Origin of the sequence: Aeromonas sp. s7(2024) (genome assembly GCF_040907825.1) — a bacterium.
In the GTDB taxonomy this organism is placed as follows: Bacteria; Pseudomonadota; Gammaproteobacteria; order Enterobacterales; family Aeromonadaceae; genus Aeromonas; species Aeromonas veronii.
The window spans coordinates 78,761-99,725 of sequence record NZ_JBFOCM010000010.1 but is presented as its reverse complement, the minus strand read 5'-3'; the positions used below and the strand labels follow the sequence as shown (position 1 = coordinate 99,725).

Genomic DNA, 20,965 nt, shown 5'->3' with positions numbered 1-20,965 from the left:
GAGGGTTATTCCCAGGCGTGGGGGACGAAGAGGTAGCCTTTCTGGCGCACCGTCTTGATCCGGGTCGGGTTGTCGGGGTTATCACCCAGTTTGCGGCGCAGGCGGGAGATGGCCACATCCATGCTGCGATCCTGACCGTCGTACTCCCGGCCGCGCAAGCTGCGAAAGAGGGCTTCCCGACTCAAGATTTGGCCCGCGTGGCAGGCGAGCTCCCACAGCAGATCAAAGTCGGCGGTCGAGAGAGCAATGCTCTCGCCATCGAGTCGCACATCTCGCCCCGGGCCATCCACCCGCAGCCGACCAAATTGCAGTTGCTGGGGAACGCTGCTGGTGGCTGCCGGTTGGGTTGATGCTTGCTGGTGCTGGCGAAATTGCACCCTCAGTCTGGCCAGTAGCACCGGTGGTGGTGTCGTTTTGAGGATGTAGTCGTTGGCGCCCAGCTCCAGACTAAGGATCTGGTTCATGTCGCTATCCAGCGAGGTGAGCATTACGATGGGGCCGTCGAAGCGCGGCCGCAGATCCCGACAGAGGGACATGCCATCCTGCCCCGGCAACATGATATCGAGCAGCACCAGATCGGGCTGTTCGGCCTCGACCCGGGCCAGCGCCATATCCCCTCTGGGCTCGAGGATCACGTCCATATCGTGGCGACCGAGCCAACTGCTGATGAGCTGGCCAATCTCGGGATCATCTTCGACAAAAAGAATGCGTTGCATAGAAAAGCTCCAACGGAAAGCAGGAGAAAAGAAGAGCGATCAGCATATCAATGGCGCTTGGGAAATACAGAAAAAGAACCGGGCAGGCTGATGTGTGGGGGAGTGTGGCTGTGTGTATCGATGGGGAGGCGCGAATCGTGACAAATGGGCGGAGCCGCGTTTATCGATCTGGAGGATGATGGCCTTGCAGACAAGGCAAGGCGCTGTCGGGCGTAAAAACAAAAAAACCGGCCAATGCCGGTTTTTCGCGGAGCAGACCAGAAGTCACTGCACCAAGTCGATGGACATCACCTTGCGGCGATTATCGACAGAATAATGGGGTGGCTGATGGGGCTCGAACCCACGACAACCGGAATCACAATCCGGGACTCTACCAACTGAGCTACAGCCACCACTGAAATCTTCATCAACGCTCACCAATCCAGAAGGATTGGGGAACATCAATGGCGCGCCCTGCAGGATTCGAACCTGCGACCCACGGCTTAGAAGGCCGTTGCTCTATCCAACTGAGCTAAGGGCGCTTTGTATCAACACGTCTTAAGGACGAGTCGATGAACATGGTCGGTGATAAAGGATTCGAACCTTTGACCCTCTGGTCCCAAACCAGATGCGCTACCGGACTGCGCTAATCACCGAAAATCCCTGACCAGCATATCGACATGAGTCGTACTGGGCAACGGGCGGGCATCATAGCCAAGCGTAAGGGGCAGCGTCAACGACTTTTTCCCCCAGTAAATTCAAGTGCCTACTTATTACCCGCTACAGGTATGGCGTGCGTCTGCCGCTAACATCCCGGCTAAAAAAATGCGACAATGCGCGGCAGTTGAACACATGGTGAGTGGAGAACGATGTCTGCCAAAATCATAGATGGAAAACAGGTTGCGCAAACGATTCGCAGCCAGGTCGCGGCGCAAGTCCAACAGCGGTTGGCGGCAGGGAAACGGGCTCCAGGGCTGGCAGTCATTCTGGTGGGGGCGGATCCCGCCTCTCAGGTCTATGTCGGCAGCAAACGCCGGGCATGTGAGGAGGTGGGGTTTCTCTCCCGCTCCTATGATCTGAGTGCAACCGCCAGTCAGGAAGAGCTGCTGGCGCTGATCGACCAGTTGAATGCGGATAGCCACGTAGATGGCATTCTGGTTCAGTTGCCGTTGCCGGATCACTTTGATACCACTCAGGTGCTGGAGCGGATCCAGCCTGACAAGGATGTAGATGGATTCCACCCGTATAACGTCGGCCGTCTGGCCCAACGTATTCCGGCGCTGCGCCCCTGCACTCCGAAAGGGATCATGACGCTGATCGAGACCACCGGCGTGAAGACGCACGGTCTGCATGCTGTCGTGGTGGGAGCGTCCAACATAGTGGGGCGTCCCATGACCCTCGAATTGTTGCTGGCGGGCTGCACAACTACGACCTGTCACCGCTTTACCCGGGATCTGGAAGAGCAGGTTCGCCGTGCCGATCTGCTGGTTGTCGCAGTCGGCAAGCCCAACTTCATCCCAGGGGAGTGGATCAAACCGGGGGCACTGGTGATCGATGTGGGCATCAACCGTCTGGCTGATGGCTCGCTGGTCGGGGATGTAGAGTTTGAGACGGCGCGCAGCCATGCCTCCTTCATTACCCCGGTACCCGGTGGCGTGGGCCCGATGACGGTCGCCAGCCTGATGGAAAATACCCTGATCGCCTGCAGTGAATATCACGACTGATCATGGCTGGTGATAACCCTGTGATCCTGTGAGGAGGCAGGATTCGCCAGAAATCTGACAATAAAAAACCGGTTGCTCAGAGAGGAACCGGTTTTTTATTTATCCAACGGGTGTTATTTACATATTTTGTGCTTCGTTTGGCACAATCACAGAGGCGTGATTTCCTTTTGGCCCCTGTTGCAGTTCAAAATTGACAGCCTGACCCGCTTTCAGGGTCTTGTAGCCCTCCATTTGAATCGTGGAGTAGTGAGCGAATATATCCTCACCGCCCCCTTCCGGACAGATAAACCCAAATCCTTTTGCGTTGTTAAACCACTTAACTGTGCCGGTTGCCATACTTCTACATCCTTTTATTGATTACCCAGAAGTCGTTGAGTAACCTGCGCCAGCCCTTTATAACTAGGGACATGGGCCCATAGCAGACGGGCACAGATTAGCAAGTAACCAATCTAGTCTAACTTTTGAGCGAGTCAAGAAGTTGTTAACAGCTGATGTGATCTGGTTAACAAGTCTATTGACAACCTTGTGTTAGACGGTAGTAATCTAGAGGTACCAAAGCGCGATTATGAGCAAGCAGAAAGAACTCTTTGCTAATGAAGAGATTGCAGAAGCAGAGAAAACAAAGCTGCAGCCGCCACCCATGTATAAAGTTGTGTTGAACAACGATGACTACACCCCGATGGAGTTCGTGGTGGAGGTGCTGCAAAAGTTCTTTGGTATGGATTTGGACAAGGCGACTCAGGTCATGCTGAGTGTGCATTATAGTGGTAAGGGTGTCTGCGGCATGTTTACCGCAGAGATCGCCGAAACCAAGGTTGTCCAGGTCAACACCTATGCACGTAACAACGAACATCCACTGCTCTGTACTATGGAAAAGGCTTGAATCTGATGACTTGATGGCGAGTGTGACACCACATTGTAGCTGTACTAGGGGAGGTGCCTATGTTGAATAAAGATCTAGAAAAGACGCTGAACGAGGCTTTCAAACTGGCCCGTGACGAGCGCCACGAATTCATGACCGTCGAGCACCTGTTGTTAGCCCTTCTGGATAACAGTTCAGCCCATGAGGCGCTGAGCTCCTGTGGTGCCGATGTCGAGCAGATGCGCAAGGAGATCCGCGCATTTATCACCCAAACTACTCCGCTCATACCGCGCGACGATGAAGATCGTGAAACCCAGCCGACACTGGGCTTCCAGCGCGTGTTGCAGCGTGCCGTCTTCCATGTGCAATCCTCCGGCAATACCGAAGTCAGCGGCGCCAACGTGCTGGTCGCTATCTTCAGTGAGCAGGAGTCACAAGCTGCCTATTTCCTGAAAAAAGCCGAGATCAGCCGTCTCGACGTCGTCAATTTCCTCTCCCACGGTGTGCGCAAGGACAGCAAGCCGGATCTCGGCAGCAATAACAATCCCGAGTCTGATGATGATGTATCGGCCGCACAGATCGAGAGCTTTGCCACCAACCTGAACCAGCTGGTGCTGGAAGGGCGCATCGATCCGCTGATTGGCCGTGATCAGGAGCTCAACCGTACCATTCAGGTGCTCTGCCGTCGTCGCAAGAACAACCCGCTGCTGGTGGGTGAAGCGGGTGTGGGGAAAACCGCCATTGCTGAAGGGTTGGCCTATCGCATCGTCAAGGGGGATGTCCCCGAGGTGATTGCGGGCAGTACCATCTATTCGCTGGATATGGGTTCTCTGCTGGCGGGCACCAAATACCGTGGTGATTTCGAGAAGCGCCTCAAGGTACTGCTCAAGCAGATTGAGCGTCAGGAAGGGGCTATTCTCTTTATCGACGAGATCCATACCATCATTGGTGCCGGTGCGGCATCCGGTGGTCAGCTGGATGCGGCCAACCTGATCAAGCCGCTGCTCTCCAATGGTTTGCTCCGCTGTGTGGGATCCACCACTTATCAGGAGTACGCCCAGATCTTCGAGAAAGACCGTGCGCTGGCCCGTCGCTTCCAGAAGATCGATATTGTCGAGCCGACTATCGATGACACCACTCGCATCCTGATGGGGCTCAAGAGTCGCTACGAAGCCCACCACGGTGTACGCTATACCGCCAAGGCGATCCGTGCAGCTGCCGAGCTCTCCGCCAAGTACATCAATGATCGTCACCTACCCGACAAGGCGATCGATGTGATCGACGAGGCGGGTGCCGGTCAACGGTTACTGCCGGCGAGCAAGCGCAAGAAAGTGATCAATGTGCAGGAAATTGAGTCCATCGTAGCCAAGATCGCCCGCATTCCGGAAAAATCAGTCTCCTCTTCAGATAAAGAAGTACTGAAGAACTTGGAACGCAATCTGAAGATGGTGGTCTTTGGTCAGGATAAAGCCATCGAGGTGCTGACCGATGCGATTCGCCTCTCTCGTTCAGGTTTGGGTAACGAGCGTCGCCCGGTTGGTTGCTTCCTCTTTGCCGGTCCTACCGGTGTTGGTAAAACAGAGGTGACCCAGCAGTTGGGCAAGGCATTGGGTGTCGAGATGCTGCGCTTTGATATGTCCGAGTACATGGAGCGTCACACCGTCTCACGTCTGATTGGTGCGCCTCCCGGCTATGTTGGTTTTGAGCAGGGTGGTCTGCTGACTGATGCGGTGATCAAGCATCCTCATTCCGTTGTGTTGCTTGACGAAATTGAGAAAGCTCACCCGGACGTATTCAATCTGCTGTTGCAGGTGATGGACAACGGCACCCTGACCGACAACAACGGGCGCAAGGCGGATTTCCGCAACGTGATTTTGGTCATGACTACCAACGCCGGTGTGCAGGAGACCCAACGCAAATCGATTGGCTTCCAGCAACAGGATTTGAGCCACGATGCCATGGCGGTGATCAACAAGACCTTCAGTCCGGAGTTCCGTAACCGGCTTGATCACACCATCTGGTTCAACCATCTCGATATGACGGTGATCCATCAGGTGGTCGACAAGTTCATTGTCGAATTGCAGGTTCAACTGGATGCGAAGGGAGTTTCTCTCGAGGTGTCCGAGCGTGCCCGCCACTGGTTGGCAGAGAAGGGATATGACAGAGCCATGGGCGCCAGACCGATGGGGCGGGTAATCCAGGAGCACCTCAAGAAACCCCTGGCCAACGAGATCCTGTTCGGTTCACTGGTTGACGGGGGAATTGTGAAGGTTGAGTTGGTAAATGACAGCCTCAGCTTTGATTTTCAGGTCAATGTTGAAGCTGTTTCCCACTAAGCGTCAGTGATCAGAAAACGACAAAAAACCCCAACCGAAAGGTTGGGGTTTTTTGCTGAATTCCTGGCTTAGCGAGAGCGGAAAACAATACGTCCCTTGGAGAGATCGTAGGGAGTCAGTGCTACCGTTACTTTGTCTCCAGTCAGGATACGAATGTAGTTTTTGCGCATCTTGCCTGAAATATGAGCGATAACCACGTGACCATTCTCCAGTTCCACACGGAACATGGTATTGGGCAGGGTTTCGAGAATAGTGCCCTGCATCTCAATACTGTCTTCTTTAGCCATTGAATCCTCTTGATAAGCCACAACAAAAAACCGCTGGATCATGCCGGATTTAAGGCTATGTGTAAAGTTTACTCGGGCTTGGTGTCGATATTTTTCCATTCCCCCTGAATTAACAGCTCATGAGGGAGGTAATTGCGTTTGTAATTCATCTTGCGACACGCCTCTACCAGATAGCCAAGATAGAGCCAGCTTCGCCCTGTTCGCTTGGCCAGATCGAGCTGGCAGAGGATGGCAAAGGTGCCCAGGGAGCGATCGGCATAATCCGGATCGAAGAAGGTGTACATAGCGCTCAAGGAGTGGGGTAGCAGGTCTGTGGTGGCCACGCCGATAAGACGGCCCTCCTTGCGCATTTCCAAATAGAGTGGCGGCATCCAGTCACAATGGAGAAACCCGCGATACTGGCTGCGGTTGGGGGGATACATGCTGCCATCGTGATGGCGTTCGCGGATATAGCGTTCGTAGAGCAGGTAATACTCGGGTTTGTCATCATAGCTCAGGACGATCTCGATATCCCTGTTGAGCTGGCGGATCCGCTTCTGGCCGCGGCTGGGACGAAAGCGTTCGCTGTGAATACGAAGGGACTGGCAGGCATGGCACGCCGGGCAGTGGGGGCGATAGATGTCGTTGCCACTGCGGCGAAAACCGGCAGTCAACAATCTCTCGTAGCCGTTGGCGTTGAGCAGATTGTGATCCATCAGCACCAGCAGCTGCTCCTGTTCATGGTCCAGATAACTGCAGGGATGCTTGGGAGTCAGCCCTACTTTTAGGATCACTTCTTCAGTCATAGGCTGATCTCCCCCTCTTGCCAGCAGGAAGCCAATAGTGGTTGATGGCCAAGGCGTGCCAGTTCGGCCAGAAAACGGGCCCTTGGCCACTCCTCGATACCCAGGGTCGCCAGAAACGGGTTTTGCATCTGGCAATCGATGAGAGCGCCGCGATGGCGGGCGAAGTGGCGACAGAGTGCCACCATGGCAAGTTTGGCGCCGTTATCAATCCGGCTGAACATGGATTCACCGCAAAACAGTCGGCCGATAGAGAGGCCATACAGTCCCGCTTGCAGCTCTCCCTCTTGCCAGATCTCGATAGAGTGGGCATGACCCAGCCGGTGCAACTGCTGGTAGGCCTCGATCATGGGTTGGCTGATCCAGGTGCCATCGGCAGTGCGACGAGGGGCGGCGCAGGCGGTAATGACTTCATTAAAGGCGCGATTGACGGAAATATCGAATGGGGTACGGCGGATAATCTTCTGCAGTGTCCGTCCCACATGGAGTTGGTCTGGGCGGATCACTCCGCGGGGATCCGGTGACCACCACAGGGTCGGTTGGTGGGGTTCATTCCACGGGAAGATCCCCTTGTGGTAAGCTGCCAGCAATCTGGCAGGGGAGAGATCCCCGCCGATCGCCAGCAAGCCGTTGGGCTCTTCCAGCGCATGGCTGGGGTCGGGAAACCAGCAAAGCTCATCATCCAGTTGGGTAAGATAGCGAGACATAAGGCAACGAGGTTCATAGATGAAGGCCATTATCCTGATAGTATCCAGCTTGCTCTGCTTTGTCACGGCGCCCGCCGGGGCGGAGGTCTACCAGCGCAATACCGCGCGGCCGGTCAATCAGGTGGTGTTTGGTCAGGTCGAAACGGTGCGCAATATTACCCAGCGCCAGATCCTGGAGTCCGAGCACTCTGGCTGGAAGACGCTGGGTGGTGCCGTGTTGGGCGGTCTGCTGGGCAACCAGTTTGGTGGCGGTCATGGTCGTGAAATCGCCACCGCCGTCGGGGCGCTGGCGGGAGCTGCGGCTGCGCAGCAATACCAGTCCGGGGGAACCGTGGTGGAAAACAAGCTGGTGGAGCTGCTGATCCGCAACGAGCAAAATGCCCTTATCAACGTGATCCAGGATTATGATCCCGCCATGGTCTTTGCCAATGGAGACAAGGTGCGCATTCTCTACTTCGATGATGGGGTGCGGGTCGACAAGACTTACTGACTTTCGATAGTCATGGTGATGGGGAGACTGTGGCAGGAAAGGAACCCGCAGACTCTCCTGTCGGAAAGTCTGTCGGGCGGTAATACACGGGACTGATGCCCTGAGGATTCAGATAGTTATCTCTTGAGAGACTATCTTGTCGCGACCGGTGTTCTTTGCCTGATAGAGCAGCCGATCCGCTACGCTCAGCGCCTCGTCCATGGATATCCGCCCGACGCTGATCACGCCGTAACTGGCGCGAACAAAGAGCGGGGTTTCCGGTGACAGGGGTTGCTGGCGCAGCTGCTGACGCAGCCCTTCAAGACGCTTGATCAACACAGGGACGGTACAGTGAGGCACCATCATGGCAAACTCCTCTCCGCCAAACCGGGCGATCATGGCATCGGGGAAGAACTGGGTCAGTAGCCGGGTCAGATGGCAGAGCAGTTGATCGCCGATGGCATGGCCCCAGTGATCGTTGACCTGCTTGAAGTGATCCACATCGAGCACACAGAGTGCAAGAGGTGTCTGCTGGCGCTGATGCTCTTCAAACCATTTTTGCCCTTCGTTGAACCAGTAACGTCGGTTGTAGAGACCGGTCAGGTAATCACGATTGGCTGACTCCTGAATGCTGTTGAACTGCTCGAGGGCCTCCAGATTGTGGCTGACCCGACACTGCAGCTCTTCCGGCTCGAACGGCTGGTTGAGAAAGTCGTTGGCGCCTTGCTTGAGGTAGCGAGCAGAGAGACCGCGTTTGTCCGAGACCGAGATCCCGATAATCGCGAGCTGCTGCTTGCTGTATCGCTCTCTCAGCATCCGCACCAGACTGATGCCATCGATATCCGGCATATAGTAGTCGACCAGTGCCAGCCGGATGTCCGGGTGTTGCTCCAGCATCGCCATCGCTTCACGGGCATGACTGGCCTCATGCACCTGCAACAACTGCTTGCGCAACTGGGCCATGGTGCGGTGACGGGAGGTGCGTGAGTCGTCGACCACCAGCACTTCGATGGACTGGTTGAGATAGAGGCGGTGCACCAGACTAACGGCATATTGCAGCGAGTGGCGCGAATCCTTCATCACATAGTCCAGCACGCCGGTTTCCAGCCAGGCGGCACGTTTATCCTCGCTGATGTCGGCAGTGAGGATCACCACCGGCAAACCTCGAGCCAGCAGCTCGTTGACCGCTTCGCCACGGGGCGCATCCGGCAAGGTCAAGTCCACCAGCGCGACCACATACTCCTCTCCCCGACAGTGACGGGCGCCTTCTAGGGTATCGAAGGCGTCAATCTCGAGGCCAGTTTGCTGGGCAATGGCCTGAGTCAGCATACGGCGGATGGTCAGGCTATCTTCGACAATCAATATCTTCTGTTTCATTAGACTCCTTTAAATAAAAAAGGCATACCGACTGGTATGCCTTATATCACATCTGCGCTTGTTTATTGCGCGTCGAGGTAGCGTTCGGCATCGAGGGCTGCCATGCAGCCGGTACCGGCAGAGGTGATCGCCTGACGGTAGTTGTGGTCGGCCACATCGCCGGCAGCGAAGACACCTTCAATGCTGGTCTGGGTGGCAAAACCGTCGAGGCCGCCGCGTACCTTCAGATAGCCGTTTTGCATCTCCAGCTGGCCATCGAAGATCTGGGTATTGGGCTGATGGCCGATGGCGATGAAGACCCCCATCAGCGGCAGCTCGCTGGTGCTGTTGTCCTGAGTGTTGCGCAGGCGCACACCGGTGACCCCCATCTGATCCCCCAGCACTTCGTCCAGAGTATGGTGGGTGTGCAGCACGATATTGCCGCTCGCGACCTTGTCGTGCAGACGCTTGATCAGGATCTTCTCGGCACGGAACTCGTCGCGGCGGTGGATCAGGTGCACCTTCTTGGCGATGTTGGCCAGATACAAGGCTTCTTCAACAGCGGTGTTGCCGCCGCCAATCACGGCCACTTCCTGATTGCGGTAGAAGAAACCGTCACAGGTGGCACAGGCAGAGACGCCGCGCCCCTTGAAGGCTTCTTCGGAGGGCAAACCCAGATACTTGGCGGAGGCGCCGGTCGCGATGATCAGGGCATCGCAGGTGTACTCGCCGTTGTCCCCTTTGAGGCGGAACGGGCGCTGAGTCAGTTCGACACTGTTGATATGATCAAACAGGATGCGGGTATCGAACTTCTCTGCATGCTCTTTCATGCGCTCCATCAGGGCAGGGCCGGTCAGGCCTTCCGGATCACCTGGCCAGTTTTCCACTTCGGTGGTGGTGGTCAGCTGACCCCCTTGCTGCATGCCGGTGATGAGCAGGGGATTGAGGTTGGCGCGGGCGGCGTAGACGGCCGCGGTGTAACCGGCCGGGCCTGACCCTAAGATCAGCAATTTGCTGTGAGTGACTTGGCTCATGATGTCATTTCCGGGATGTGATGAGTTTGCGCGATTGTAGGTAATTCGTGATCCGGGGTCAAAGGCTGGTGAGTCGATTGCACTAATCGTGTTCACAAGGGGTGACATGCAAAATAAAGGAATAAAAAAACCGCCCATCGCGGGCGGATTTTCACTCATCTCCAACTGGCGCAGGCCAGCGCAGATCAGTTCAGCAGGGTCAGGGGATCCGTGTAGGCAAGACCATGTGCCACGGCCACTTCCTTGCAGGTGAGCTTGCCCTCCATCACGTTGAGCCCGTGCAACAGGTTGGGGTCGCTCAGCAGTGCCTGACGATACCCCTGCTGGGCCAGCTTAATAATAAAGGGGAGGGTGGCATTGTTGAGCGCCACGGTTGAGGTGCGGGCCACCGCCCCCGGCATGTTGGCGACACAGTAGTGCACCACCTCATCGACAATATAGGTCGGATCCTGGTGGGTGGTGGCGTGGGAGGTTTCCACACAGCCGCCCTGATCGATGGCCACATCGACGATAGCAGAACCCGGCTTCATGCGCGCAATGTGGTCACGGCGGACAAGTTTTGGCGCAGTGGCACCCGGCACCAGCACGCCGCCGATGACCAGATCGGCCGCCAGCAGATGACGCTCCAGCGTCTCGCTGTTGGAGTAAACCACCTTGGCCGCTCCCTGGAACTCGTTATCGAGACGACGCAGGGTATCGACGTTGTTGTCGAGGATGGTCACATCTGCGCGCAGGCCAATGGCCATGCGGGCTGCATTGGAGCCGACCACGCCGCCGCCGATGATCACCACCTTGGCCGGTTCGACACCGGGTACGCCGCCGAGCAGCACACCGCTACCACCGCGCGATTTTTCCAGCGCCTGGGCACCCGCCTGAATAGACATGCGTCCGGCCACTTCTGACATGGGGGCCAGCAGGGGCAGGCCGCCACGGCCGTCGGTGACGGTTTCATAGGCGATACAGATGGCACCGCTTTTCAGCAGGGCTTCGGTCTGGGGCAAGTCTGGCGCCAGATGCAGATAGGTGAACAGGGTCTGACCCGGACGCAGCATGGCACATTCGACAGGCTGAGGTTCCTTGACCTTGACGATCATCTCGGCTTTGGCGAAAACCTCTGCTGCAGAGGCCAAAATTTCGGCTCCAACAGCGATATAATCTGCATCGCTGAAGCCAATGCCGTTTCCGGCACCGCTTTGGACGAAAACAGTATGGTTTCGTGCTGTCAGTTCACGTACACTGGCCGGAACCATGCCTACGCGGTATTCATGGTTTTTTATCTCTTTAGGTACACCGATAATCATGCTATCCCTCGTCTATAGATTGGTGTTTCATGTTGCCAAAATGTTAACCAACATTTGCGCCTAGTATATTCAGGTATTGACAGGATTTGTGACCATAATTATAAAATGACTGGTGATTCTTACCAAAAAATAGCCAAAGGATGGAATAAAATGATGGAAGCTAAGAGTCGGCTAAAGGATTTGGACAGGATTGACCGCAACATTCTGAATGAACTGCAAAAGGATGGCAGGATTTCGAATGTTGAGTTGTCCAAGCGAGTTGGCCTGAGTCCTACACCGTGTCTGGAACGGGTTCGTCGCCTCGAGCGACAAGGTTATATCGAAGGATATGCCGCTATTCTGAACCCTCATTATCTGGACGCATCTCTGCTGGTGTTTGTAGAGATAACCCTCAATCGCGGGGCGCCTGATGTGTTTGAACAGTTCAACAAGGCTGTTCAGGTACTCGAAGAGATCCAGGAGTGTCATCTGGTTTCCGGTGACTTCGACTATCTGCTCAAGACCCGAGTCAGCGACATGTCGGCTTACCGCCGTCTGTTGGGGGAAACCCTGCTGCGTCTGCCCGGTGTCAATGACACCCGCACCTATGTGGTGATGGAAGAGGTCAAGCAGAGCAGTCGTCTGGTGATCAGCACCCGATAAAGCAGGTTATGCCGTGGTATCTTTTCCATATGAGACACCATGACAGTCAGAAACGAGCGGCCGGTCCGCTCGTTTCTTCTTGTAAAGATAATTGCAAATATGGCCCCGTCCCATCAGGCTCTGGCTGACAATCGATGGGCTTTTCGGGGATACTAGGCCCCCTTATTTCCTGCATTACATGTTTTCAGAAAGGAGCCGGAGTTTGGCCGATAAAAAGCTGTTTACTCCTTTATCAGGTACACAACGGATCTTCGAAGCCGTCTTGATCGCCATCACCCTGATGGCTGCTTATCTTCTGCTTGCCCTGTTGTCCTATCATCCCGCTGATCCCGGCTGGTCCCAGACCTCCTGGCAAGGGGAGGTGAAGAACCTCGCCGGTAGTGCCGGTGCCTGGCTCGCCGATATCACCATGTTTACCTTTGGTGCCTTCTCCTATCTGGTGCCGCCGCTGGTGGTGCTGCTGGGCTGGAGTCTGTTCTGGCGGCCGAGCCGTCTGCTCGATGTGGATTACCTCACCCTGGGGGTGCGGATTATCGGCTTTATCCTGACCGTGCTCGGCATGTCGGCCATTGCCAGCATGAACTTCAACGACATGCAGAACTTCTCCGCCGGTGGTCTGGTGGGGGATGTGATCGCTTCTGCCGTGGTGCCGCTGTTTGGCGGCGTCGGGGCCAACCTGATGCTGCTCTGCTTCGTGGCAACCGGCATCACCCTGTTTACCGGCTGGTCCTGGCTCACCATCGTCGAGCAGATCGGCGCGGCCTGTACCGGTTCGGTCAGCGCTGTTTACCACTTCCCGACCACCCTCGGCCGCTGGCTGACCGGTGGCTGGCGTCAACCCCGCAACGAGTGGCCGGATCCCTTGCTGGAAGGCGGGGTAGGGGCCATCGCGTTTGATGATGAGGAAGATGAGCCGCACACCAGCTGGACTCGCAAGCCCAAGGCCAAGAACCAGAAGGCTGCCGCCGAAGAGTGGCTGCCGGAACTCGACGACGATACCTTCGAGTTCGATCCCCAATTTGATGATGAAGAGGACGAGCCGGCTCCGGCTGCCAAGCCTAAACGTGCGGTGGCGGCTGCCAATGGTCGCCGCCAGCCGGTACTGGCTGTGGCCGATGACGATGATGAGGACGATCTGGATCTGCCGTGGGCCGAAGGGAACGACGAGGTTGCCGCGCCGGTAGCCGTCGCACCAACCAAGCCCAAGCGTCGTCCGCAGTCAACAATGCCGCCGTTGCCGAGTATCGAGCTGCTCGACCGTCCACCCGCCAAGACCCAGATGATGAGCAAGGATGAGCTGGATCGCATGGGGCGTCTGGTGGAGGCCAAGCTTGCCGACTACAACGTGCAGGCCAAGGTGGTGGGTGTCTATCCGGGCCCGGTCATTACCCGTTTCGAGCTGGATCTGGCGCCGGGCATGAAGGCGAGCAAGATCACCAACCTCTCGCGCGATCTGGCCCGTTCCCTCTCTGCCAGCAGCGTGCGGGTGGTTGAGGTGATCCCGGGTAAGACCTATGTCGGTATCGAGCTGCCCAACCGGGTGCGTCAGACCGTTTACCTGCGCGAAACCCTCGACTGCGATGCCTTCCGCGATAGCCGCAACCCGCTCACCATGGGCCTGGGTCAGGACATCGCAGGGGAGCCGGTGGTGGTGAACCTGGCCAAGATGCCGCACCTCCTGGTGGCCGGTACCACAGGTTCCGGTAAGTCGGTGGGGGTCAACACCATGATCATCTCGATGCTCTACAAGTCATCCCCCGATGATCTGCGCTTTATCATGATCGACCCCAAGATGCTGGAACTCTCGGTCTACGAAGGGATCCCGCATCTGCTGACCGAGGTGGTGACCGACATGAAGGACGCCGCCAACGCCCTGCGCTGGTGTGTGGGCGAGATGGAACGCCGTTACAAGCTGATGTCGGCAGTCGGGGTGCGCAACCTCAAGGGCTACAACGACAAGGTGCTGGCCGCCATCGAGGAGGGGGAACCCCTGCTGGATCCGTTGTGGCGCCCGGGTGACTCCATGGATCAGATGCCGCCGGAGCTGGAGAAACTGCCCCACATCGTCGTGGTGGTGGACGAGTTTGCCGACATGATGATGATCGTCGGCAAGAAGGTGGAAGAGCTGATCGCCCGGATCGCCCAGAAGGCGAGGGCCGCCGGTATTCACCTTATTCTGGCGACCCAGCGTCCGTCGGTGGATGTCATTACCGGTCTTATCAAGGCCAACATCCCGACCCGTATTTCGTTCCAGGTGTCGAGCAAGATCGACTCGCGCACCATCATCGATCAGGGGGGCGCCGAATCTCTGCTCGGTATGGGCGACATGCTCTACATGCCGGCCGGCACCTCCAACCCGACCCGGGTACACGGTGCGTTTGTCGATGACCATGAAGTGCACAAGGTGGTGGCAGACTGGAAACTGCGCGGCGAGCCGAACTACATCGAGGAGATCCTCTCCGGTGAGTCGGGTGGCGAAGGTGGCAGCGGCGAATATGGCGGTGGTGGCGATGAAGAGCTGGACCCCCTGTTCGACGAAGCGGTCGCTTTTGTGGTGGAGTCCCGCCGTGGCTCGACCTCCAGCGTCCAGCGCAAGTTCAAGATTGGTTACAACCGGGCAGCCCGTCTCATCGAGCAGATGGAGAATCAGGGCATCGTCAGCTCACCGGGTGGCAATGGTCAGCGCGACGTGCTGGCACCGCCGCCGGTGCGGGACTAAGCCTCACCGTTTCATACTATCCCTGGCCATGCCCTCCGCGGGCGTGGCCTTTTATCGAGAGCGTCTTTATGAAGAGCGTGATGAAAAAACAACTGTTGATGGGTACCGTGCTGCTGATGGCCAGCAGCCAGGTGTGGGCCGATGCGGCCAGCGATCTCAAACAGAAGCTGGCGGGTGTCAGCCTCTTCTCCGCCAAATTTGCCCAGACCGTCTATGACAGCAAGGGCAAGGAGCTGCAAAAGGCCAGCGGCGATCTGCTGGTGCAGCGGCCAAACCGTTTCAACTGGCACACCACCTCGCCGGACGAGAGCCTGATCGTGGCCGATGGTCAGGATGTCTGGGTCTATGATCCCTTCGTCGAGCAGGTGACCGCCCTCAAGCTGAAAGATGCGGTGCTCAACACCCCCTTTATTCTGATCGCTGGCAATGACGACAAGTTCTGGAAGAATTATGACGTGACCCAGCAGGGGGATGTCTACACCGTCACCAGCCGTAACAAGGATGAGCTGATTGCATCCTTCCGTGTCACCTTCGACAGACAAGACAACATCAGTCGTTTCGATGTGAAAGAGGCGCAAGGGCAGTGGAGTGAATTCACCCTGAGCAGCTTCAACCGCAAGCCGGTGCTCAAGGGCAACGAATTTGTTTTCAAGATCCCGAAGGGGGTCGAGCTGGACGATCAGCGCTAATGAGCAAGCTGTCGTTGGATTGCTCGCCACTGCGCCAGTCAAAGGCGAGTGGCGTGACGTTGGGTGGTCAATACAGATGAGCAACTTGTCGCTGGATTTCTCATCGGACTTTCGTCCGCTGGCGGCCCGGATGCGGCCGCAAAACCTCGACCAGTATATCGGTCAGCAACATATCCTGGGGGCTGACAAGCCCCTGCGCAAAGCGATCCTGGCGGGTCACTGTCACTCGATGATCCTGTGGGGGCCGCCCGGTACCGGCAAGACCACGCTGGCGGAGTTGATGGCTCACTACTGCCAGGCGGAAGTGGAGCGACTCTCTGCGGTCACCTCCGGTATCAAGGAGATCCGCGCCGCCATCGACAAGGCGAAGGAGAACAGCTGGCGCGGGGTGCGTACCATCCTCTTCGTAGATGAAGTGCACCGCTTCAACAAGAGCCAGCAGGATGTGTTCCTGCCTCACATCGAAGATGGCACCATCACCTTTATCGGTGCCACCACCGAAAACCCCTCGTTCGAACTCAACAACGCACTGCTCTCCCGGGCCCGGGTCTATCTGCTCAAGCGACTGGAGGAGAGCGATATTCTCGCCATGCTCGATCAGGCGATGACCGATCCCCGTGGTCTCAATGATCCGGCACTCACCTTCGCCCCCGGCGTCAAAGAAGCGCTGGCCAAGGCGGTGGATGGGGACGGCCGCAAGTCCCTCAACTATCTGGAGCTGTTGGCCGACATGGCCGAAACCGACAGCACAGGGGCGCGGGTGATCGACAGTGCCCTGCTCGCTGCCGTGGTGGGGGAGCACGTGGCCCGCTTCGACAAGGGGGGCGATCACTTCTACGACCTCATCTCGGCGGTGCACAAATCCATTCGCGGCTCGGCGCCGGATGCGGCGCTCTACTGGTATGCCCGTATGGTGAGCGCCGGTTGCGATCCCCTCTATATCGCCCGCCGCTTGCTGGCGATTGCCTCGGAAGATGTGGGCAATGCGGATCCCCGTGCCATGCAGGTCGCCCTGTCGGCCTGGGATTGTTTCCATCGGATCGGGCCGGCGGAAGGGGAGCGGGCTATCGCCCAAGCGATCGTCTATCTCGCCTGCGCCCCGAAAAGCAATGCGGTCTATACCGCCTGGAAGGCGGCGCTTCATGATGCCAAAAATCTCCCTGACTTCGAGGTGCCGGTACACCTGCGCAATGCGCCGACCAAATTGATGAGCGATCTGGGCTATGGCGCCGAGTATCGCTACGCCCATGACGAGCCGGGCGCCTATGCTGCGGGCGAGCAGTATTTCCCGCCCGAGCTGGCGGGCAAGCAGTACTACCAGCCCACCGATCGCGGCCTTGAAAAGCAGATTGGCCAGAAGCTCGATTACCTCCATGAACTGGACAGGCAAAGTCCGCAGCAACGGGGCAAATAGCCCCTTTGTTACCTCGCATGGCTGAAAATTGGTCAGGCGTTTGAATATGCAGGACGGTTTGCGTGCCAAAGTCGGTAAAAACGACACAAATAGTCCCTGTTCGGGCGGGGGGGCGGTCTGCTACACTGCCCGTCTGACCCCGCTTGTCTTGGCCTTGCGCCATCTTCTTGATCTCGAAGGCCTGATAGTTAAGGCCCGATTCTGAAGACGATTGGGGTGCGCCAACCGATGTTAACTTCCGGATCTGTTTCCCAGCCCGTCATGACGACTCAGGCCCAGATCCCATTTTAAAAAAGTAGGTAAACCATGCTGGATCCCAAATATCTGCGCAGCGATATCGAAGAGGCTGCCGCTCGTCTGGCGACACGTGGCTACGTTCTGGACGTAGCGGCTGTCAACGCTCTGGAAGAGAAACGCAAGGATCTGCAGTCCCGTACCCAGGAGCTGCAGGCCGAGCGCAACGCCCGCTCCAAATCCATCGGTGAAGCTGCCCGTCGTGGTGAAGATGTTGCCCCGCTCAAGGCCGAAGTGACCAAGATCAACGACGAGCTGGAAACCAGCAAGGTCGAGCTGGATGCCCTGCTGGCCCAGCTGAAAGCCATTGCCGACGCCATCCCCAACCTGCCAAGCGAGACCACGCCGGTGGGCCGTGACGAGAACGACAACGTGGAAGTGCGCCGCTGGGGTACCCCGCGCGAGTTCAGCTTCCCGGTACGCGATCACATCGATCTGGGCGAAGCGGCCAAGGGCGTTGATTTCAAGAACGGCGTCAAACTCTCCGGTACCCGTTTCGTGGTGATGAAGGGTCAGATTGCCCGTCTGCACCGTGCCCTGGCTCAGTTCATGCTGGATCTGCACACCCAGCAGCACGGTTACACCGAGTGCTACGTGCCCTATCTGGTGAACCCGGACAGCCTCTATGGCACCGGTCAGTTGCCGAAATTTGCTCAGGACCTGTTCAACACCGGTATCGAAGGTGAAGGAGAAGAAGAAGGCAAGCTGCGCAAGTTCTCTCTGATCCCGACCTCCGAAGTGCCGCTCACCAACATGGCCCGTGACGAGATCTTTGACGCCCAAGAGCTGCCAATCAAGATGACCGCCCACAGCCCCTGCTTCCGCTCTGAAGCCGGTTCCTACGGTCGTGATACCCGTGGCCTCATTCGTATGCACCAGTTCGACAAAGTCGAAATGGTTCAGCTGGTTCACCCGGAGAAATCCTGGGATGCGCTGGAGGAGATGGTGGGTCACGCCGAGAAGGTGCTGCAACTTCTGGAGCTGCCGTATCGCGTGATGGCGCTCTCTACCGGTGACATGGGCTTCTGCGCTTCCAAGACCTACGATCTGGAAGTGTGGCTGCCGGCCCAGAATACTTACCGCGAGATCTCCTCTGTCTCCAACTGCACCGACTTCCAGGCGCGCCGCATGCAGGCTCGCGTGCGTATCGACGGCAAGCCGCAGCTGCTGCACACCCTGAACGGCTCCGGTCTGGCGGTGGGTCGTACCCTGGTTGCCGTGATGGAGAACTACCAGCAGGAAGATGGCCGCATCGCCATCCCGGCTGCGCTGCAATCCTACATGGGTGGCCTGACCCACATCGGGTAAGCTCACACCGCAGACCACAACGCCATGGCATTGCCATGGCGTTGTGCATTCTGGCGCCGATCAACCGTTTTAGTGCTGAAAAAATGCGGCTTTTCAGCGTCGCTTTGAACAGTTAACACATTTTTATCAAGCAATGCGCAATCGTTTTTGTTAGACTGCGCCGCAATTTCGCAGGACATCTTTTTTTATGGTCTGGATTGATTACGCCATCATCGGCATCGTCGGTTTCTCTGCTCTCATCAGTCTGGTGCGCGGCTTCGTCAAGGAGGCCATGTCTCTTGTCACCTGGTTCGTCGCCTTCTTTATTGCCAGCCATTTCTATCCCGATCTCGCCGTCTATTTCACCTCCTTCTCCGACGCGCTGGTTCGCAACGGTCTGGCCATCGCGGCGCTGTTTGTGGCGACCCTGATCCTCGGCAGCGTGGTCAACTATGTGGTGGGCCTGTTGGTGGACAAGACGGGTCTATCCGGTACCGATCGGGTGCTGGGGGTCTGCTTCGGTGCAATTCGCGGGGTGCTGATCGTCAGTGCCCTGCTTTTTTTCATGGATACCTTCACCAGCCTCTCCCAGAGCGACTGGTGGGTGGCGTCCAAGCTGGTGCCGGAGTTCAAGCCGGTGATCCAGTGGTTTTTCGGGTTCATGTTGAACTCATCCAGTTTTCTTAAACAGGTATAGTGACTTCGAGGTAGCAAAGACATGTGTGGTATTGTCGGTATAGTTGGCACCACCCCCGTCAATCAGGCCCTCTACGACGCCTTGACGGTGTTGCAGCACAGGGGACAGGATGCCGCCGGGATTGTGACCATTGATAGTGGAAACTTCCGGCAACGCAAGGCCAATGGCTTGGTGAAGGACGTGTTTGAAGTGCGCCACATGCAGCGTCTGCAAGGGAACATCGGCATAGGTCATGTCAGATACCCCACCGCAGGCAGCTCAAGTGCCGCTGAAGCCCAACCTTTTTATGTGAACTCGCCCTACGGCATGGTGCTGGCCCATAACGGCAACCTCACCAACGCCAAGGAGCTCAAGGAGCAGCAGTTCAAGGTCGCCCGCCGCCACATCAACACCACCTCCGACTCGGAAGTGTTGCTGAACGTGCTGGCCCACGAGCTGGATCGCTGTGACAAGATGGCCCTGCGCCCCGAAGATATCTTCGCCGCGGTGCGCAGAACCCATCAGCAGATCCGCGGTGCTTATGCGGTGGTCTCGCTGGTGATTGGCCATGGTCTCATCGGTTTTCGTGATCCCAACGGCATTCGCCCACTGATCCTCGGTCGTCGTCAGGACGAGCAGGGCCAGGTGGAGTACATGCTCGCCTCCGAGAGCGTGGCACTCGACGCCATCGGTTTCGAGACGGTGCGGGATATTGCGCCGGGTGAAGCCATCTACATCACCGAGCAGGGTCAACTCTTCTCCGAGCAGTGTGCGGAGAACCCGCAGATGAGCTCCTGCATCTTCGAATACGTCTACTTCGCTCGTCCCGATTCGTGCATCGACAAGGTCTCGGTCTACGCCGCCCGCCTCAACATGGGTCGCAAGCTGGGTCAGAAGATTGCCCGCGAGTGGGAAGATCTCGATGTCGATGTGGTTATCCCCATCCCCGAGACCTCCTGTGACGTGGCGCTGGAGATCGCTCATACCCTCGACCTGCCATACCGTCAGGGCTTCGTGAAGAACCGCTACATCGGCCGTACCTTCATCATGCCGGGCCAGACCCAGCGCAAGAAGTCGGTGCGCCGCAAACTCAACGCCATCAGCTCCGAATTCAAGGGCAAGAAGGTGTTGCTGGTGGACGATTCCATCGTGCGTGGTACCACGTCCGAGCAGATCATCCAGATGGCCCGTGAAGCGGGGGCAGCCAAGGTCTACTTCGCCTCGGCGGCGCCGGAAATTCGCTTCCCCAACGTCTATGGCATCGACATGCCCACCGCCAACGAGCTGATTGCCCACGGCCGTGAAGTGGAAGAGGTGTGCAAGCTGATTGGCGCTGACGGTCTGATTTTCCAGGATTTGGAAGATCTGGAAGCCGCCGTACGGGAGATCAACCCGGATCTGCGTCACTTCGAGACCTCGGTCTTCAATGGCCACTACGTCACCTCCGACGTGGACCAGTCCTATCTGGATCACCTCAATGCCCTGCGCAACGATGACACCAAAGCGGTGCGTGAATGGCAGGAAGGCACCAGCAATCTGGAAATTTTTAACGAAGGCAGTTAAACGTTTGCGGTTTTGCCGGATGGGATAGCGAGATGGGGGCCAGTGGCCCCCATTGTCGTTTTTGCCTCGCACCAGCAGAAGGGGTAGGGGGTATCTGTTTGAAAAACATCCGTTTATCTTGCCGGATA

The 20,965-nt window shown here is 57.2% G+C and carries 20 protein-coding genes and 3 tRNA genes; 11 read left to right on the top strand and 12 right to left on the bottom strand.

The annotated features are described in order from the left end of the window. Positions 1-5: 5 nt before the first annotated feature. The 4 genes from rstA to AB5Y73_RS02950 form a co-directional block, all read right to left on the bottom strand. Entirely contained in the window at positions 6-716 is a 711-nt protein-coding gene (rstA, locus tag AB5Y73_RS02965; RefSeq protein WP_021230547.1) for a two-component system response regulator RstA, read from the bottom strand. A gap of 316 nt (positions 717-1,032) precedes the next feature. Further along, positions 1,033-1,108, bottom strand: a tRNA-His gene (locus AB5Y73_RS02960). 52 nt (positions 1,109-1,160) lie between these two features. Continuing rightward, positions 1,161-1,237: transfer RNA gene (locus tag AB5Y73_RS02955), tRNA-Arg, on the bottom strand. Between the two features lie 37 nt (positions 1,238-1,274). Next, positions 1,275-1,351 (bottom strand) — tRNA-Pro (locus AB5Y73_RS02950). A gap of 213 nt (positions 1,352-1,564) precedes the next feature. On the opposite strand from AB5Y73_RS02950, the gene folD reads away from it, so the two are divergent. Further along, the gene (gene folD / locus AB5Y73_RS02945; protein ID WP_005337113.1) at positions 1,565-2,419 is read left to right on the top strand and encodes a bifunctional methylenetetrahydrofolate dehydrogenase/methenyltetrahydrofolate cyclohydrolase FolD; all 855 of its coding nucleotides are present in this window, start codon (positions 1,565-1,567) and stop codon (positions 2,417-2,419) included. Positions 2,420-2,536: 117 nt separating this feature from the next. Here the strand turns inward: folD and cspD are convergent, their stop codons facing one another. After that, on the bottom strand, positions 2,537-2,755 hold the full coding sequence (cspD, locus tag AB5Y73_RS02940) for a cold shock-like protein CspD (RefSeq protein WP_005300025.1): 219 nt from the start codon (positions 2,753-2,755) through the stop codon (positions 2,537-2,539). A gap of 229 nt (positions 2,756-2,984) precedes the next feature. Here cspD and clpS point away from each other — a divergent pair, with 229 nt between their 5' ends. Next, the gene (gene clpS, locus AB5Y73_RS02935) at positions 2,985-3,302 is read left to right on the top strand and encodes an ATP-dependent Clp protease adapter ClpS (RefSeq protein WP_005337111.1); all 318 of its coding nucleotides are present in this window, start codon (positions 2,985-2,987) and stop codon (positions 3,300-3,302) included. Positions 3,303-3,361: 59 nt separating this feature from the next. Continuing rightward, positions 3,362-5,617, top strand: coding sequence for an ATP-dependent Clp protease ATP-binding subunit ClpA (gene clpA, locus AB5Y73_RS02930; protein ID WP_005337110.1), 2,256 nt, complete (start codon positions 3,362-3,364; stop codon positions 5,615-5,617). A 68-nt stretch (positions 5,618-5,685) separates the two neighbouring features. On the opposite strand, the gene infA is transcribed toward clpA, so the two are convergent. The 3 genes from infA to aat all read right to left on the bottom strand — a co-directional run bounded on the left by infA (position 5,686) and on the right by aat (position 7,393). Continuing rightward, on the bottom strand, positions 5,686-5,904 hold the full coding sequence (gene infA / locus AB5Y73_RS02925; protein ID WP_005300033.1) for a translation initiation factor IF-1: 219 nt from the start codon (positions 5,902-5,904) through the stop codon (positions 5,686-5,688). Between the two features lie 68 nt (positions 5,905-5,972). Beyond that, positions 5,973-6,689, bottom strand: a complete 717-nt coding sequence (locus AB5Y73_RS02920; RefSeq protein ID WP_005337108.1) for an arginyltransferase — start codon at positions 6,687-6,689, stop codon at positions 5,973-5,975. Further along, the gene (gene aat, locus AB5Y73_RS02915) at positions 6,686-7,393 is read right to left on the bottom strand and encodes a leucyl/phenylalanyl-tRNA--protein transferase (protein WP_019445527.1); all 708 of its coding nucleotides are present in this window, start codon (positions 7,391-7,393) and stop codon (positions 6,686-6,688) included. The genes AB5Y73_RS02920 and aat overlap by 4 nt, the downstream gene beginning before the upstream one ends. A gap of 19 nt (positions 7,394-7,412) precedes the next feature. On the opposite strand from aat, the gene AB5Y73_RS02910 reads away from it, so the two are divergent. Continuing rightward, entirely contained in the window at positions 7,413-7,883 is a 471-nt protein-coding gene (locus AB5Y73_RS02910; protein WP_005337104.1) for a glycine zipper 2TM domain-containing protein, read from the top strand. A 108-nt stretch (positions 7,884-7,991) separates the two neighbouring features. On the opposite strand, the gene AB5Y73_RS02905 is transcribed toward AB5Y73_RS02910, so the two are convergent. The 3 genes from AB5Y73_RS02905 to ald all read right to left on the bottom strand — a co-directional run bounded on the left by AB5Y73_RS02905 (position 7,992) and on the right by ald (position 11,553). Further along, on the bottom strand, positions 7,992-9,239 hold the full coding sequence (locus AB5Y73_RS02905; protein ID WP_019445529.1) for a diguanylate cyclase: 1,248 nt from the start codon (positions 9,237-9,239) through the stop codon (positions 7,992-7,994). A 62-nt stretch (positions 9,240-9,301) separates the two neighbouring features. After that, positions 9,302-10,252, bottom strand: coding sequence for a thioredoxin-disulfide reductase (gene trxB, locus AB5Y73_RS02900; RefSeq protein WP_118853937.1), 951 nt, complete (start codon positions 10,250-10,252; stop codon positions 9,302-9,304). A gap of 185 nt (positions 10,253-10,437) precedes the next feature. Then, positions 10,438-11,553: an alanine dehydrogenase gene (gene ald, locus AB5Y73_RS02895; RefSeq protein ID WP_005337098.1), complete on the bottom strand. Its 1,116-nt coding sequence runs from the start codon at positions 11,551-11,553 to the stop codon at positions 10,438-10,440. A 150-nt stretch (positions 11,554-11,703) separates the two neighbouring features. Here ald and lrp point away from each other — a divergent pair, with 150 nt between their 5' ends. The 5 genes from lrp (at position 11,704) to serS (ending at position 18,619) form a co-directional block, all read left to right on the top strand. Continuing rightward, a complete protein-coding gene (gene lrp, locus AB5Y73_RS02890; RefSeq protein ID WP_005300047.1) occupies positions 11,704-12,195 on the top strand; it encodes a leucine-responsive transcriptional regulator Lrp in 492 nt (163 codons plus the stop codon). A gap of 202 nt (positions 12,196-12,397) precedes the next feature. Further along, entirely contained in the window at positions 12,398-14,914 is a 2,517-nt protein-coding gene (locus AB5Y73_RS02885; RefSeq protein ID WP_118853936.1) for a DNA translocase FtsK, read from the top strand. An 80-nt stretch (positions 14,915-14,994) separates the two neighbouring features. Next, entirely contained in the window at positions 14,995-15,603 is a 609-nt protein-coding gene (lolA, locus tag AB5Y73_RS02880; RefSeq protein WP_041202312.1) for an outer membrane lipoprotein chaperone LolA, read from the top strand. Positions 15,604-15,679: 76 nt separating this feature from the next. Then, complete coding sequence (locus AB5Y73_RS02875; RefSeq protein ID WP_021230553.1) at positions 15,680-17,017, top strand: replication-associated recombination protein A; 1,338 nt, start codon at positions 15,680-15,682, stop codon at positions 17,015-17,017. Positions 17,018-17,323: 306 nt separating this feature from the next. Continuing rightward, positions 17,324-18,619 (top strand): serine--tRNA ligase, encoded by a 1,296-nt coding sequence (serS, locus tag AB5Y73_RS02870; RefSeq protein ID WP_005351225.1) that lies wholly within the window; start codon positions 17,324-17,326, stop codon positions 18,617-18,619. 2 nt (positions 18,620-18,621) lie between these two features. Here the strand turns inward: serS and AB5Y73_RS02865 are convergent, their stop codons facing one another. Then, positions 18,622-18,798: a hypothetical protein gene (locus tag AB5Y73_RS02865; protein ID WP_155396129.1), complete on the bottom strand. Its 177-nt coding sequence runs from the start codon at positions 18,796-18,798 to the stop codon at positions 18,622-18,624. An 8-nt stretch (positions 18,799-18,806) separates the two neighbouring features. Between AB5Y73_RS02865 and AB5Y73_RS02860 the strand changes: the two genes are divergently transcribed. Beyond that, the gene (locus AB5Y73_RS02860; RefSeq protein WP_005337086.1) at positions 18,807-19,295 is read left to right on the top strand and encodes a CvpA family protein; all 489 of its coding nucleotides are present in this window, start codon (positions 18,807-18,809) and stop codon (positions 19,293-19,295) included. Between the two features lie 21 nt (positions 19,296-19,316). Continuing rightward, positions 19,317-20,837 (top strand): amidophosphoribosyltransferase, encoded by a 1,521-nt coding sequence (purF, locus tag AB5Y73_RS02855; RefSeq protein ID WP_005351229.1) that lies wholly within the window; start codon positions 19,317-19,319, stop codon positions 20,835-20,837. The last annotated feature ends 128 nt before the right edge of the window (positions 20,838-20,965 follow it).

Coding starts and splice junctions, on each gene's coding strand:
- AB5Y73_RS02860 (WP_005337086.1), top strand. CDS start 18,807: ATGGTCTGGATTGATTACGCCATCATCGGCATCGTCGGTTTCTCTGCT.
- serS (WP_005351225.1), top strand. CDS start 17,324: ATGCTGGATCCCAAATATCTGCGCAGCGATATCGAAGAGGCTGCCGCT.
- rstA (WP_021230547.1), bottom strand. CDS start 716: ATGCAACGCATTCTTTTTGTCGAAGATGATCCCGAGATTGGCCAGCTC.
- purF (WP_005351229.1), top strand. CDS start 19,317: ATGTGTGGTATTGTCGGTATAGTTGGCACCACCCCCGTCAATCAGGCC.
- clpS (WP_005337111.1), top strand. CDS start 2,985: ATGAGCAAGCAGAAAGAACTCTTTGCTAATGAAGAGATTGCAGAAGCA.
- AB5Y73_RS02920 (WP_005337108.1), bottom strand. CDS start 6,689: ATGACTGAAGAAGTGATCCTAAAAGTAGGGCTGACTCCCAAGCATCCC.
- clpA (WP_005337110.1), top strand. CDS start 3,362: ATGTTGAATAAAGATCTAGAAAAGACGCTGAACGAGGCTTTCAAACTG.
- lrp (WP_005300047.1), top strand. CDS start 11,704: ATGATGGAAGCTAAGAGTCGGCTAAAGGATTTGGACAGGATTGACCGC.
- ald (WP_005337098.1), bottom strand. CDS start 11,553: ATGATTATCGGTGTACCTAAAGAGATAAAAAACCATGAATACCGCGTA.
- infA (WP_005300033.1), bottom strand. CDS start 5,904: ATGGCTAAAGAAGACAGTATTGAGATGCAGGGCACTATTCTCGAAACC.
- AB5Y73_RS02875 (WP_021230553.1), top strand. CDS start 15,680: ATGAGCAACTTGTCGCTGGATTTCTCATCGGACTTTCGTCCGCTGGCG.
- trxB (WP_118853937.1), bottom strand. CDS start 10,252: ATGAGCCAAGTCACTCACAGCAAATTGCTGATCTTAGGGTCAGGCCCG.
- aat (WP_019445527.1), bottom strand. CDS start 7,393: ATGTCTCGCTATCTTACCCAACTGGATGATGAGCTTTGCTGGTTTCCC.
- lolA (WP_041202312.1), top strand. CDS start 14,995: ATGAAAAAACAACTGTTGATGGGTACCGTGCTGCTGATGGCCAGCAGC.
- folD (WP_005337113.1), top strand. CDS start 1,565: ATGTCTGCCAAAATCATAGATGGAAAACAGGTTGCGCAAACGATTCGC.
- AB5Y73_RS02910 (WP_005337104.1), top strand. CDS start 7,413: ATGAAGGCCATTATCCTGATAGTATCCAGCTTGCTCTGCTTTGTCACG.
- AB5Y73_RS02905 (WP_019445529.1), bottom strand. CDS start 9,239: ATGAAACAGAAGATATTGATTGTCGAAGATAGCCTGACCATCCGCCGT.
- cspD (WP_005300025.1), bottom strand. CDS start 2,755: ATGGCAACCGGCACAGTTAAGTGGTTTAACAACGCAAAAGGATTTGGG.
- AB5Y73_RS02865 (WP_155396129.1), bottom strand. CDS start 18,798: ATGTCCTGCGAAATTGCGGCGCAGTCTAACAAAAACGATTGCGCATTG.